At 71.6% G+C, this 13,999-nt stretch carries 11 protein-coding genes; 6 read left to right on the forward strand and 5 right to left on the reverse strand.

Features of this window, described 5'->3' with window-relative positions:
• Window positions 1-92 precede the first annotated feature (92 nt).
• Complete coding sequence (locus ACIBZJ_RS35210; RefSeq protein ID WP_395937532.1) at window positions 93-1,088, forward strand: hypothetical protein; 996 nt, start codon at window positions 93-95, stop codon at window positions 1,086-1,088.
• Between the two features lie 13 nt (window positions 1,089-1,101).
• The gene (gene pyrE, locus ACIBZJ_RS35215) at window positions 1,102-1,638 is read left to right on the forward strand and encodes an orotate phosphoribosyltransferase (protein ID WP_395937534.1); all 537 of its coding nucleotides are present in this window, start codon (window positions 1,102-1,104) and stop codon (window positions 1,636-1,638) included.
• Between the two features lie 75 nt (window positions 1,639-1,713).
• Here the strand turns inward: pyrE and ACIBZJ_RS35220 are convergent, their stop codons facing one another.
• A complete protein-coding gene (locus tag ACIBZJ_RS35220) occupies window positions 1,714-3,576 on the reverse strand; it encodes a hypothetical protein (protein WP_395937536.1) in 1,863 nt (620 codons plus the stop codon).
• A gap of 166 nt (window positions 3,577-3,742) precedes the next feature.
• Window positions 3,743-4,384, reverse strand: coding sequence for a hypothetical protein (locus ACIBZJ_RS35225; RefSeq protein ID WP_395937538.1), 642 nt, complete (start codon window positions 4,382-4,384; stop codon window positions 3,743-3,745).
• A 1,341-nt stretch (window positions 4,385-5,725) separates the two neighbouring features.
• Between ACIBZJ_RS35225 and ACIBZJ_RS35230 the strand changes: the two genes are divergently transcribed.
• Window positions 5,726-6,760: a hypothetical protein gene (locus tag ACIBZJ_RS35230; RefSeq protein WP_395937540.1), complete on the forward strand. Its 1,035-nt coding sequence runs from the start codon at window positions 5,726-5,728 to the stop codon at window positions 6,758-6,760.
• 340 nt (window positions 6,761-7,100) lie between these two features.
• Here the strand turns inward: ACIBZJ_RS35230 and ACIBZJ_RS35235 are convergent, their stop codons facing one another.
• Complete coding sequence (locus ACIBZJ_RS35235; protein ID WP_395937542.1) at window positions 7,101-7,844, reverse strand: DedA family protein; 744 nt, start codon at window positions 7,842-7,844, stop codon at window positions 7,101-7,103.
• Window positions 7,845-7,950: 106 nt separating this feature from the next.
• On the opposite strand from ACIBZJ_RS35235, the gene ACIBZJ_RS35240 reads away from it, so the two are divergent.
• Entirely contained in the window at window positions 7,951-9,312 is a 1,362-nt protein-coding gene (locus ACIBZJ_RS35240; protein WP_395937544.1) for an FAD-dependent oxidoreductase, read from the forward strand.
• Here ACIBZJ_RS35240 and ACIBZJ_RS35245 read toward each other — a convergent pair.
• The gene (locus ACIBZJ_RS35245; RefSeq protein WP_395937546.1) at window positions 9,292-9,918 is read right to left on the reverse strand and encodes a TetR/AcrR family transcriptional regulator; all 627 of its coding nucleotides are present in this window, start codon (window positions 9,916-9,918) and stop codon (window positions 9,292-9,294) included. The genes ACIBZJ_RS35240 and ACIBZJ_RS35245 overlap by 21 nt on opposite strands.
• A gap of 91 nt (window positions 9,919-10,009) precedes the next feature.
• Here ACIBZJ_RS35245 and ACIBZJ_RS35250 point away from each other — a divergent pair, with 91 nt between their 5' ends.
• Together ACIBZJ_RS35250 and fbaA are read left to right on the forward strand one after the other, a co-directional pair.
• Window positions 10,010-11,572 (forward strand): MFS transporter, encoded by a 1,563-nt coding sequence (locus ACIBZJ_RS35250; protein ID WP_395937548.1) that lies wholly within the window; start codon window positions 10,010-10,012, stop codon window positions 11,570-11,572.
• Window positions 11,573-11,666: 94 nt separating this feature from the next.
• A complete protein-coding gene (gene fbaA, locus ACIBZJ_RS35255; RefSeq protein WP_395937550.1) occupies window positions 11,667-12,695 on the forward strand; it encodes a class II fructose-bisphosphate aldolase in 1,029 nt (342 codons plus the stop codon).
• A gap of 44 nt (window positions 12,696-12,739) precedes the next feature.
• On the opposite strand, the gene ACIBZJ_RS35260 is transcribed toward fbaA, so the two are convergent.
• On the reverse strand, window positions 12,740-13,837 hold the full coding sequence (locus ACIBZJ_RS35260) for a hypothetical protein (protein WP_395937552.1): 1,098 nt from the start codon (window positions 13,835-13,837) through the stop codon (window positions 12,740-12,742).
• Window positions 13,838-13,999 lie beyond the last annotated feature (162 nt).

Here is a 13,999-nt window from a genome sequence, read left to right on the forward strand (position 1 = left end):
GCCCCCCCGCCCCCGGGACGGACTGGGAGAAGGCGCTTCGCTCGTAGGTGAATCGGTGGGATTCGCCGGATCGTGCGGCCAGGCTCGGAGACATGCGACTACTCGTGCTCGGTGGGACGAAGCTGTTGGGTAGTGCGGTGGTCCGCACCGCCCTGGATGCCGGTTGGGACGTCACGACGCTCACTCGTGGCCTGCACGGGACGCTGCCGCCGGAGGTCGATGCGCGAACCGGGGACCGGACCACCGTGCCGGGGCTGGAGGCGCTGGGGTCCGATTCTTGGGACGTCTGCATCGATACGTCGGGGTACGTGCCGCGCGAGGTGGCCCTGAGCGCCGAGCGGCTGGCCGGTCGGGTCGGCCGGTACGTGTTCGTGTCGACGGTGAACGTGTACCCGGGTTGGCCGGACTCGCCGCTGTCGTTGAACTCCCGGATACACGACTGTCCACCCGACGCCGGCCCGGACGACGGCGACTACGGGTACCTGAAGGCGGGGTGCGAGCGAGCGGTTCTCGCGGCGTTTCCGAATTCGACGACGATCAACCGGGCCGGGCTGATCTTCGGGCCGCGGGACAACATCGCTCGGGTCTCGTGGTGGGTGCAGCGGGTCGCGTCGGGCGGCGAGGTGCTGGCGCCGGGGCGTCCGGATCAGCCGTTTGCACTGATCGACTCGCGGGACATGGCCGCGTGGATGCTGCAGGCGCCACCCGGGGTGTTCGTCGTGAACTCGCGGGCCGGCACGCAGACGTTCGGGGAGTTGCTGGAGACCGCCCGAGAGGTCACGGGTTCGGACGCGCGGTTCACGTGGGTTCCCGACCAGGCACTGCTGGAGGCTTCGGTGGAGCCGTGGACGGAGTTGCCGCTCTGGTTGCCGGCCTCGTTGGCGGGTCACTCGTGGGACATGCCGGTGTCGGAGGCGTACGAGAGCGGGCTGACGATTCGTCCGCTGGCGTCGTCGTTGGCGGACGTGTGGGAGTGGGTGCGCGAACACGGCCTGCCCCGCTCGGAGGACGCCGACCGTCCGACGGAGTTGGAGCAGCGCCTCACGCCGGAGCGGGAGAAGGAGATCCTGGCGTCGGTAGCGGGCTGACTAGGGTGGTGGGGTGGCCGATCGTGATGAGCTTCTCGACCTGATCCGTGACCTTGCCGTGGTGCACGGCAAGGTGACCCTGAGCAGCGGCCGGGAGGCCGACTACTACGTCGACCTGCGCCGGGTGACGCTGCACCACGCGGCGGCGCCGCTGATCGGCGGTGTCCTGCTCGACACGACCGCCGACTGGACGTACGACGCGGTCGGCGGCCTGACGCTGGGAGCCGACCCGGTCGCGACCGCGATGCTCCACGCCGCTTCGGCGCGTGGCCGCAAGCTCGATGCGTTCGTCGTCCGCAAGGGTGAGAAGGCGCACGGGCTGCAGCGGCGGATCGAAGGCCCGGACGTGGCCGGGCGGCGCGTTCTCGCGGTGGAAGACACGTCGACGACCGGCGGAAGCGTGCTGACCGCGGTCGAGGCACTGCGCGCGGCGGGCGCCGAGGTGGTCGGCGTGGCGGTCGTGGTCGACCGGGGCGCCGGCCCGACGGTCGAGGCCGCCGGACTGCCGTACCGCGCGGCGTACACCCCGTCCGAGCTCGGCCTCAGCTGAGTCGTCCGGCCGCCGCCGCGGGTGCGGTGGCGGCCCGGTGCGGTGGCGGCCGGGTGGCGGCCCGGTGCGGTCGCGTCACTTCGGCTGCGGCGCCTGGGTGCGGACGTCGTTGAGAGACTTCTGCATCTCTTCCTTGTACTTGTCCGGCGACTGGAACCACATGCCGACCTGGTAGGTCAGCGTGCCGCCGGGCTTGTCGGCGAAGAAGTGGCTGAAGTCGACCGCGTAGAACCCGTCCTTGTTCTTCGGGATCTCGACGTACGTCGTCGTGGCGTCGAACTTCTTGAGATTCGGCTCTTCCTCGTCGTCGAACCAGGCTTCGTTCATCGTCGTCTGCTCGGCCGCCGTACAGCCGGTCGGGCAACGGCGCAGCATGATGTTGATCCGCTGCTGGTGCTTTTCGCCCTCTTCCCGGACGCACTGCCAGGCGTTGGCGTCCGGGAGGGAGTCGATCGAGCCGCGCAGGCAGCCCCAGCCCTCGGGGAGACGGAACGCGAACGGCCAGCCCGGCAGCCCCATCTCGTAGACCTTGTCCTCGTTCTGCCAGGTCGGGCCGACGACGCTGACGGTCTGGACGTCGGTCTGGATCTTCGGGGTGGTGCTCGGGAGCGGCGACTTGCTCGGGGTCGGGCTCGGCGCCGCGGTCTGGGCCGGCAGGTTGCCCTGGGTCGGGGACGGCTTCGGCGCGGCGGTGGTCTTCGCCTTGTCGTCGTTGCCGCTGTTGATGAACACGACCGCGAACCCGGCGGCGACGATGACGAGCGCGGTGACGGCCGTGATGAGGCCGATGATCAGCATTCCGCCGCGGCGGCTCGAGGACTCCGGGGGCGGCGGGGCGCCGTACGCGCCGGCCGGGCTGCTCGGGACGTGGGGGTCGTAGAACTGGGGCGCGGGCTCGCCCGGGATGCCGGAGGCGTAGTGGGATCCGTTGGGTGGGCCGGACATGGGTGGGGCTGACATGGGTGGGGCTGACATCGGCGGGCTGGATTGGGGGGGTGCGGTGGGGTCGGTCGAGCCGATCGGGGACGAGAACGGGCTGGACGACACCGGTGGGGAGAACTGTTCCGCGGGTGGGGGGCCGGGCTGGCTGGGTACCTGGGCGCCGGGGTACTGGGCCTGGGCGGGGTGGGCCTGGCCGGGGTACTGAGCCTGGCCGGGGTACTGAGCCTGGGGCTGGGCGGGGTACTGGGGTTGGCCGGGGTACTGGATGTGCCCGGGGTAGGGGGCCTGGCCGTTGTCCGGGCCGCCCATCGGGGGAGGGCCGACCGGCGGCTGGCCCAGTGAGGGCTGGCCCAGTGGGGGCTGGCCACCCATGGGCTGGGGGCCGGGGTAGGGCTGTTGGCCCGGGTAGCCGTTCGGTGCGGGCTGGTAGGCGTTCAGCGCCTGGCCCGGATCTTGACCCGGCGCCGGGCCGGCCGCCTGGCCCGGTGGTGCCCACGGCGCTGACTGGGGTGGGCCGGACTGGGGCGGGCCGGACTGGGGGGCCGCGGCCTGGGGCGGGGCAGATTGCGGAGGGGCGGCCTGGGGCGGCGCGGCCGGGGGCGGCGCGGGGGTTCCGGCCGCGAAGAGGGCGGAACCGACCATCGCCGTCGGGTCCGCACCCGGCGGCACGGCCTGCGGAATCACGTTCAGGATCCGCTCGACGCCCCGGCGCCCCGGCTCGAACCGGCTGGCCACCCACGGCCGCGGACCCTGCAGCTCACCCGCGTGCGCCGCGACGAACTGCGGATCGGCCGGATTCACCGACTGCCGATCACGGTTGACGAGGTCCGCGAACGCACTACGCCAGGCCGCGTCCGCGCCCGCTTCCGGTGTCAGCGCGATCATGACGACCGGGCGCCCGGTCTGGTCGAGGCCGCTGAACAGGTCGGCCACCGCAGCGTGATGCACCAGTCTGACTTGGGTGAACGCGCCTAAGTCGTCGCCGGGTTGGGTCATCGGGGTTCTCGCTCCACTCGCCTCGGGCAGGCGCGTACCCAGGTCCGGCGTTCGGCCCGGAGACACGGGTCAGCCCGGCCGAGGCTACACGCCCATCGCATCTCTAGCGTCCGTCGAGCCCCGGGTGTAAGTCCAGTAACAGACCTGAAACTCCAGGTCGGGAAAGTTAGGGTGTCTGTGTCCGGATATCGTTTGCCACTTTCTGGACGGCTGCCCGATCGGTATGCGGGCTGCGTCCGCGGACCACTACTTGCCACGTCGGTTGCTTGCCGGGCTCGGGGCCGAAGAAGTGGCTCACGAGGAGGCCGTAGACGTTGTCCCGACCGTCGGCCATCTCGGCGTAACTCGTTGTCGCGTCACCCTCGGTGAGGGCCTCGCGCGCGATGTCGCGGTTCATGAGGTCTCGGGTCGTGGGGTCGCAGGGCTGGTCGCAGGCGCGCAGGCCGACTTGCAGCAGAGTGTTCGACTCGCCGGGCGGTCGGCACTCGAGGCCGGCGCTGTTGTCGCCGTCGATGATCTGGGCCGAGTTGCAGCGCCACCCGGTCGGCACGCGGAACGCGAACGGCCAGCCGGCCTCGGCGATGATGTCGGTCTGTTCGCCCTGGTCGTAGACCGCGCCGGTGACGATGACCGGGAGCATCTTCTTGAACTCGGGGAGGTCGCCGGTCGGGGAAGCGAGACTGGACGTAGCGGACGGCGCGGCCGGCGGACGGTCGTTGGGGGCCGAGGCGTTGCTGGACTGGTCGCTCTTGCTGTCGCCGCTGACCACGAAGATCGCGCCGATGCCACAGACGACCACGGCGACCACGGCGATTATCGCCAGCCCGACGACGAGCCCCGCCCGGGAGCTACGCCGCGTCGGCTGGCGCCCCGGGAGCCCCTGCGGGAGCGCGTAAGCCCCGGTGTTGACCCCGATACCCCCGCCCGGCCCACGGAGCCCCCCGGGACCTCCCGGCCCGCCGGGTGCACCGGGCGTGCCAGGTCCGCCAAGGCCGCTGGGCGGGCCGGATCCGCCGGGTGCACCGGGTGCACCGGGTGTGCCAGGTCCGCCAAGGCCGCCGGGTGCACCGGGTCCGCCGGGGGTACCGGGGGTTGCTGGGGTGCCGACGCCGATCGGGGCTCCGGGAGCACCGTGCGGGCCGGAGGCGGGGGCGCCGCCAGGGGTGCCGGGGGCGGGAAGGGTACCGGGCGTTGCCAGGGCGTTCTGGGCTCCCAGGCCGCCCGGAGTGCCGGGAGGGCCGGTCAGGTGGGTCGGATGGGCGCCCGGAGGCCCCATCGAGTGGGGCGGCAGAGTCTGGGGCGGCGGGGTTTGGGGAGCCGGGCCGGCGTGCGGGATCGGGACCGTGGGGTGCCGGGCTCCCGGGGGAAGTGGCCCGAGCTTCGGGGCTCCCTCGGCGCGGGGTCCGCTGTCGCCGACCTGACCGCCGGGGGTGCCTCGCCCGCCCGGGCTGCCGAGGGCGACCTGGATCGGGGAGCCCGGAGGCTGGATCGGAGACCCGAAGTCCTGCGGACTACCGCCCGCTACCACCGGCGAACCGCCCGCCGCAGACGTGATCGGCTCGGCGCCCCGACCGGTCGTGTTCACGGGAGAACCGGTCGGCGGTATCGGCGCGGTTTGAGCCGAATCGCTGACCGGCGCCCCGGGGTTCACGCCGTGTCCGCCGACGAGCGACTGCCCCGCCGACGCTGCTCCACCCTCCGCCGCCCCGCTCCTCCGAGCCGCGTCATCCCTCTGGCTCGCGTCGCCCGCCCGAGCCATCCCACCGTCCTGGGCCGCGCTGCCTGCCTCAGCCGCGCTGCCTCCGTGGGCGGCGCTGCCTGCCCGGGGCGCGCTGTCTGGCTGAGCTGCGCTGGCTGCGTGCTGCGCCCTGCCTGGCTGGGGCGCGCTGTCTGGCTGGGGCGCGCTGTCTGGCTGGGGCGCGCTGTCTGGCTGGGGCGCGCTGTCTGGCTGGGGCGCGCTGTCTGGCTGGGCCGCGCTGCCTGGCTGGGCCGCGCCGCCCGGGGTGGCCGGGTTGTGCGGCCGGGCCCAGTCGCCGATTGGGGCCGCGTCGCCGAGCTGAGGCGTGACACCGGCCGACGAGGCATCACCCGTGTGCGGCGCACCACCTGCGTGCGACAACCCGCTGCCCCGCAGGTGAACGTCCTGCGCTTGCCGGTCCTGCGCTTGCCGGTCCTGCGCTTGCCGGTCCTGCGCTTGCCGGTCCTGCGCTTGCCGGTCCTGCGCTTGCCGGTCCTGGGCCTGCCCGGCCTGCGCCTGCCCGGCCCGGGCTTGCCCGCCATCGGGCGTGCCCGCCGCACTGTCCTGTGCCTGGATCGGCTGTCCGCCCGGCTGGGCCTCGCCGGACTGGTGGGCGCCATCGTGAACTCGGCCCGGCAGCGGCCCGCCGTAGGCCTGTTGCCCGGCGCCGTAGGCGTGCGGCTGCTGCGACGTGTTCTGTTGCGGTCCGGCCGGAGCGCTCGCCTGCGGTTGGCCCGGCGAGGGCGCGCCGTGATAGGGCAGACCGCTCTGCGGCTGGCCCATCTGCGGAGGCGCTCCGCCCTGCCCCGCCTGCGGGAACGCAGCCCCCTGCGGCCCGCCCGCCTGCTGCTGGCCCGGCCCCGCCGCGACCTGCGACCCACCCTGCTTCCCGCCGCCCAGCTGCGGCCCACCGTGCTGCGGCCCGCCCTGCGTCATCCCGGCCTGCGCCCCGCCCTGCTGCGCCCCGCCCTGCTGCGGCCCGGCCTGGGGCATTCCGGGCTGCGGCCTGCCCTGTGGTGGCCCGCCCTGCTGCGGCCCGCCCTGCGTCATCCCGGCCTGCGCCCCGCCCTGCTGCGGCCCACCGTGGGGTACTCCGCCCTGCTGCCCGGCCTGGGCCATCCCGGGCTGCGCCCCGCTCTGGGCCATCCCGGGCTGCGCCCCGCTCTGGGCCATCCCGCCCTGTGGCCCGCCGTGGGGCATTCGGGCCTGCGGCGGTCCCTGGGGGCCTCCGTGTGTGCCGCCCTGGGGCGCGCTGCCCGGGTGGCCCTGGTGCGGTCCACCCGGAGGCATCCCCGGGGGCTGCGGATGACCCGGGCGCGGGCCCAGGAGCAGAGCGCCCGGGTCGGTGCCCTCCGGGACGGCGCCGGGCAGAGCAGCCAGGATCCGCTCGGCCCCTCGTCGCCCGGGCACGATCCTCGAAGCGGCCCAGGGCCGGCGTCCGTATAAATCGCTGACGTGCACCGGAACGTCGAGCGGCCCCAGCGTCGTGGCATCCTTCGCCACCGCGTCGGTGAACTCGGCCGACCAGTTCGGGTCGCGCCCGGCGGTTTCCGTGAGTGCGATCAGCACCACCGGACGCCTGCCGTTGCGCTCGAAGCCGGTGAACAGCTCGACGGTGGGCGTGGCATGAATCAGGCGCAGACCGGTGAACGGACCGAGATCGCCCGCCGACGTCGTCATGTGCCTTCTCCTACGCCGATGCCACGGCTGAGCTGGCTGGAGACTAGCAGCGCGGAGCCAGCCGGGTCCGGCGTCCGGCCGCGCCCGGTCGAGTATCCGACAACGCTCAGTACGACGGCGGGGTGGGCGAGCTCAACGGAGGCTCTTCGGACGCCTCGGGAGCCACCGTGTCGACCTTCTTGTGCCGCCGGTTGCGAACCATCTCGATCAGCACCGGAAGGATCGAGAGCAAGATGATGACGGCGATTCCGGGCACCAGGTACTTGTCGATCGGGAAGTTCTCGTCGACGACGTCACCCAGGAAATAGCCCAGCAGCACGATCCCGTCGGTCCAGAGAACCGCGCCGACGACGTTCCACACGAAGAACTGCCTGGCCGGCATGCCGAGCATTCCGGCCACCGGGTTCAGGAACGTGCGCACGATCGGAATGAATCGCGCGAACACCACGGCCCTCGCCGGACCGAACTTCTCGAACGCCTGCTCCGCCTTCTGGACGTAGATGCCCTTGAAGATTCTGGTGTTGGGGCGGTCGAACAGTTTCCGGCCGTACCGCGCGCCGAGGAAGTGCCCGAACTGGGCACCCAGTACCGCGAAGATCGGACCCCCGATCAGCATCCCGGCCAGGTTCAGCGGCGCGCCGACGATCTTCGCGCCGGTCGCGGACGTGGCGATTCCGGCCAGGAAGAGCAGCGAGTCGCCGGGAAGGAAGAAACCCACCAGAAGCCCGGTCTCGGCGAACAGGATCGCCCAGACTCCGAACAGGCCGAACGTCGTCAGCAGATACTGCGGATCGATCGGGTTCGCGGCGAGCAGCTCGTTGGCGGCGGAAACGGTCTGGGATACCTGCACGGCCCGAGGCTACCGTGGCCGCCCTGTGCCCCTACTGAGCCCCGTTGAGCGCCTACCGTGCGTCACCTGCCGAACAGGTGGCGCGACAGGCGTTAGCGTGAGCCGAGTGGGAGAGCGTCTGATCGTCATCGGGGCCGATGCGGCCGGTATGAGTGCGGCCAGTCAGGCGCGGAAGCGCCGGGACAAGCGCGACCTGGAAATTCTCGCGTTCGAGCGGAGCGCGCACACCTCGTACTCCGCGTGCGGCATTCCGTACTGGATCGGCGGGCTCGTCGAGGAGCAGGACGACCTGATCGCCCGGACGGCGGAGCAGCACCGCGAGCGGGACATCGACGTCCGTACCGGTCACACCGTCACCGGCATCGACGTGCGGAACCGTACGGTCACGGTCCGTGAGCCCTACGGCGACGAGAGCACGCACGCGTTCGACCAGCTGATGATCGCCACCGGCGGCCAGCCGGAGCGCCCCGACTGGCCCGGCATCGACGCCAAGGGCGTGCACGGCGTCCAGACGCTGGACGACGGCGAAGCGGTCAGCGCGTCCATCCGGAAGCGAACAGCGAAACGCGCGGTCGTCATCGGTGGCGGCTACATCGGCGTCGAGATGGCCGAGGCGCTGATCCGTCACGACCTCGAGGTGACGCTCATCGAGCGCGGCGATCAGCCGATGCACACGCTCGATGAGGACATGGGTGCGTTGGTCGCCGACGCCCTGCGCGGCTACCAGGTCGACGTCCGCACCGGGGTCACCGTGCAGGGGATCGAGACCCGCGACGGCTGGGCGAAGGCCGTCACCACCAGCGACGGCACGTTCGACGCGGACGTCGTCGTGCTGGGCCTCGGCACCCGGCCTTCGGTGCAGCTGGCGCAGGACGCGGGACTGCCGATCGGGCCCAGCCACGGCATCGTCACCGACCGCCGGATGCGGATACCCGGGCACGAGGGCTTCTGGGCCGCCGGCGACTGCGTCGAGGTGCTCCACCGCGTCACCGGACGCTCGGCCGCGATCCCGCTCGGCACCCACGCGAACAAGCAGGGCCGGGTCGCCGGCATCAACATCGGCGGCGGCTACGCGACGTTCCCGGGTGTCGTCGGCACCGCGGTGAGCAAGGTCTGCGACCTCGAGATCGCCCGCACCGGCCTGCAGGAGAAAGAGGCCGAAGCGGCGGGCTTCGCGTACGAGACCGCCACTATCGTGTCCAACACCGTGGCCGGCTACTACCCCGACGCCGCCAAGGTCACCGTGAAACTGATCGCCGAGAAGGGCAGCGGACGCCTGCTCGGCGGGCAGATCGTCGGCGGGGCCGGAGGTGCCAAGCGGATCGACGTCCTCGCGGTCGCGATCTGGAACCAGATGACCGTCGACGAGATGACCGGCCTCGACCTGGGGTACGCGCCGCCGTTCTCGCCGGTCTGGGATCCGGTGCTGGTCGCGGCCAGGGCTGCGTCAGACGCCCTGCGCCGCTGAGTCGATCAGGCGCGTCGCCAGGTCGTCGACCTGGAGTGCGAGGTCGGGCCAGGGGAACCTCGGCCGCGTCTGGCGCAGCGTCACCAGGCCGTGGAGCGCGCACCAGAACTGCAGCGTGACCATGTCGGCGTCGGCCGAGGCGGGAAGGGCCTCGCGGACCCGCTCGAGCACCGAGCCGTAGGCCCGCACGCCCAGGTAAGGGACGCCTGCGGTCGGGGGCGTGATCTCGGACGAGAACAGCACCTGGTAACGCGCCGGCTCGTTCGTCGCCGCGTTGACGTAGGCGTGAGCGATCGCGCGAACGCGGTCTCGAGGGTCGTCGCCGGCACCGGCCGCCGCTGCTTCGACCTCTTCGGCCAGCAGGTCGAGCCACCAGGACTTCACCGCTCGGAGAAGCGCGTTGAGGTCTTCGAAGTGCAGGTAGATCGAGGTCGTGGCGACGCCGGTCTTGCGGGCGACCGCGCGCAGTGACAGCGCGCTCGTATCGCCGCTCTCCTCCAGCAGCGCGCAGGCCGCGTTGATGATGTCGTCGCGCAGCCGGTCGCCCTCGCCTCTGCGCGCCGGGCGTCGTCGGGGCCAGACCTTCCCCTCCGCGTCAACGGTCATGACGGCGAGATTACCTCCTTGACTCGGAATGGGCTACGCGCGTACACCTACGGCTGTAGGGCTACACACGTACACTGAGCGGAGATCCGCCATGAAAGCCAGGCATCCCGGTTGGACGCTGCTAGTCGTCTGCGCCGCCGTGTTCATGCTCTTGCTGGACCTGACCGTGGTCGCCGTCGCGCTCGGCGACCTCCAGCGCGACTTCAACGCCGACCTCGGTGAGCTGCAGTGGGTAGTGGACGCCTACACGCTGCCGCTGGCCGGCCTGCTCCTCACGGCCGCGACGCTCGGTGACCGCATCGGACGCCGCCGGATCTTCGCCGCCGGGCTGGCGCTGTTCACGCTCGGCTCGCTGGCTTGCGCACTCGCCTGGTCGGCGCTCTCACTGGATGCGTTCCGCGCAGTTCAGGGCACCGGTTCGGCGCTGCTGTTCGGCACCGCGCTGCCGCTGATCGGGGCCGCGTTCCCGGATCCGAAGGGCCGGGCAGGCGCGATCGGCGCGTTCGGTGCCACGCTCACCGGCGCGACCGCGGTCGGCCCGCTGGTCGGTGGCGCGCTGGTCGACGGTCCTGGCTGGCGCTGGATCTTCCTGATCAACGTCCCGATCGGGCTCGCCGCCCTGGTCATCACCGCGCTCAGGCTGTCGGAGTCGCGTCCGGAGAACCCGCGCAAGGCCGACTGGCCTGGTACCGCGCTGCTCACCGCGGGGCTGTTCACGCTCCTGCTCGGGCTCATCCGCGGGCACGACGACGGCTGGGGTTCGCCGGAGATCGTCGGGCTCTTCGTCGTCGCAGGCGTCCTCGTCGCGGGTTTCCTGGTGCGGCAGGCGACGGCGGCGCAGCCGATGATGGACCTGGGCCTGTTCCGGTCGACGACCTTCAGCGGCGCGGCCCTCTCGGTCTTCACGGTCTCGGCCGCGCTGGTCGGAGCCACCACCTACCTGTCGCTGTACTTCCTCAACACGCTCGGGTACACGCCGTTCGAGGCCGGTCTGCGGTTCCTGCCGATGACCGTGGCGTCGTTCGTCGCGGCGCCCGTCGCCGCACAACTCGCGCACCGGGTCTCGCCCCGGCTGACCGTCGGCGGAAGCGTGCTGCTGGCCGCGCTCGGCATGGGGCTGATGACCCAGCTCGACGGCTCCTCGCCGTGGACCGCGCTGATCCCCGGCTTCGTCATCGCCGGGCTCGGGATGGGCGTGCAGGGTGCGGTCGTGTCGTCGGTGTCGCTGGCCGCGGTCGAACCGGCACGTGCCGGGATGGCCACCGGCGTGGTCAACACGCTGCGGCAGGTCGGTGTGGCCGCGGGAGTCGCGATCTGGGGCGTGGTCTTCCAGGCCCGGGTCGGTGACGAGGTGACTTCGCGGCTCGACGGCTCCGGGCTCCCGGTCGACCGGCTCGCCGACGCGGCCGGGTCGGGAGCCGGTACGCAGATCGCGAACGCGGTTCCGGCCCCGCTGCGGGAGACGGTCGCGGCCGCGGCCCGGGCTGCCGGTGCCGCCGGGCTGGACCGGCTGATGCTGTTCGGCGCGATCGCCGCCGCGGTGGTCGGTCTGGCGGCACTGGTACTGGTCCGGGCGCCTGCCGAGCCGCCGTCGAACGTGCCGGTTTCCCGTGAAACGGACGCCGCGCGAGAGGAAGTGCCCGAGTTGGCGTGATCCTCACCCCTTTGCGACCCCGGGCGGCTGCGGCGTCGTCCGGCGGCAAGGAATACTGCGGGGTCAGAGAGCCAGCGATCTGAGGAGCGCACTGATGCCCATCGCCACCCCCGAGGTGTACGCCGAGATGCTGGACAAGGCGAAGGCTGGTTCCTTCGCCTACCCGGCGATCAACGTGTCCTCCTCGCAGACCCTGAACGCGGCCATCCGTGGCTTCGCCGAGGCGGAGAGCGACGGCATCATCCAGGTGTCCACCGGTGGTGCCGAGTACCTCTCCGGCCCGACGGTGAAGGACATGGTGACCGGCTCGGTCGCGCTGGCCGCGTTCGCGCACGAGGTCGCGAAGAAGTACTCGATCAACATCGCGCTGCACACCGACCACTGCCCGAAGGACAAGCTCGACGGTTTCGTCCGGCCGCTGCTGAAGATCAGCCAGGACCGGGTCGAGGCCGGCGAGAACCCGCTGTTCCAGTCGCACATGTGGGACGGCTCGGCGATCGACCTGGACGAGAACCTGAAGATCGCCCAGGAACTGCTGGCCCAGGCGGCGGCGGCGAAGATCGTCCTAGAAATCGAGATCGGCGTCGTGGGCGGCGAGGAAGACGGCGTCGCCCACGAGATCAACGAGAAGCTGTACACCGCCGAGGGCGACTTCCTGCACACGATCGACGCGCTCGGCTCCGGTGAGAAGGGCCGCTACCTGCTGGCCGCGACGTTCGGCAACGTGCACGGCGTCTACAAGCCGGGCAACGTCAAGCTGCGCCCGGACGTGCTCAAGCGCGGCCAGGAGGTCGCATCCGACAAATTGGGCCTTGCCGCCGGCTCGAAGCCGTTCGACCTGGTGTTCCACGGTGGGTCGGGCTCGCTGCTGGAGGAGATCCACGAGGCGCTGGACTACGGCGTCGTGAAGATGAACGTGGACACCGACACGCAGTACGCGTTCACGCGGCCGGTCGCCGACCACATGCTCAAGAACTACGACGGCGTGCTGAAGATCGACGGCGAGGTCGGCAACAAGAAGACCTACGACCCGCGCGCGTGGGGGAAGGCCGCCGAGGCCGGAATGGCCGCCCGGGTGGTCGAAGCCTGCCAGTCCCTGCGCTCGACCGGCACCGCGAAGTAGGCCGCGGTGGAGCTCGCACGGTTCGACGGCCGGGCCGTGCGAGCTCAGCCACCCGTCAACAGCGCCACGGCCTCGGCGACGTCGTCCGTCAGCAGCACCGGCGGCGGCTCGGTCGGCGCGTCGGCCAGCAGCGGACCCAGCAGCGCCTCGACCGGCAGTTCCTCCGTCCAGTAGCGACGCCCCAGGAAGATCATCGGCCCGGACGCTCCGTCGCTCGCGTAGTAGGCCTTCGTCGCCGCCTGGAACACCTCCTGCACGGTGCCGGCCCGGCCCGGCGCGAACACGATGCCTCCCCGGCAGGCCCGCAGGATCGTGTCTTCCCGGATCGCGTTCGAGAAGTACTTCGCGATCTGACCGGCGAACAGGTTGGCCGGTTCGTGCCCGTACAACCACGTCGGAATCGACAACCCGCCCGCCCAGGGGTCGGAAACCGGGTACCGGGCCCGGATCGCCAGTGCCGAGGCCGTGAACGGGTCGTGGTCGGTGAACGACGGCACCGAGGCCAACTCGTCGACCACCGAGGGATCCGGTACGTAAGCCCCGAGGTTCGCCGCCTCCATCACGCCCGGCCCGCCACCGGTGAGCACCAGCGCGCCCGCCGAGGCCAGCGCGCTGCCCAGCGCTGCCGCGGCCCGGTACGCCGCCGACCCCCGGGGCTCCGCGTGGCCGCCCATCACACCGACGACCGGCCCGCCGAGCGACGCTTTCCACTGCGCCAGTGCGTCGCCCAGTGCGTCGTCGATGCCGTGGTCGTGCAGCCGCTGCGACAGCGCCTCCCGGATCGGCGGAAGTGCTCCGCCGTGCGCCACGAAATGCTGGTACACGACGGAGTCGTACATCCCGGCGAAGCCGCCCGTTTCAAATCCACGCGTCAGCTGTGCCGCTGTATAAAGCGCGGACGGGTGTGTCGGATAGGGCGCATGGGCCAATTCGGGCACGACGGACGCGCCGCGGGCCACCAGATCGGCAGCCGTGGAGCGATCGAGCCGGCATCCGAGGAACAGCGTGTCGTCGACCGTGACGTCGTCGAAGGCCACCTCGGTGAGGTCGAGGCCCTGGATCGCCAGCCCGGAGAGGGTGCGTTTGTCGATCCAGATGCGTAGTTCGGCCAGGCTCTCTATTTCGTCCGGAGTCGAGTCCACCACGCCATGGTGCCGACGCACGCAACTGGACACCTGGAGTTTCCGCCGAGTTTCCGGAGAACGCGCGGCATGGTTTCCGCTCGATGAGTTGTTATTGCTCGCTAGTGACTGCGATGCGTCGCGTAATACTGCCCACACCTGGAGGAGCCGTGGTCCCCCCAC

This window comes from Cryptosporangium sp. NPDC051539 (genome assembly GCF_044454545.1).
Lineage (GTDB): Bacteria > Actinomycetota > Actinomycetes > Mycobacteriales > Cryptosporangiaceae > Cryptosporangium.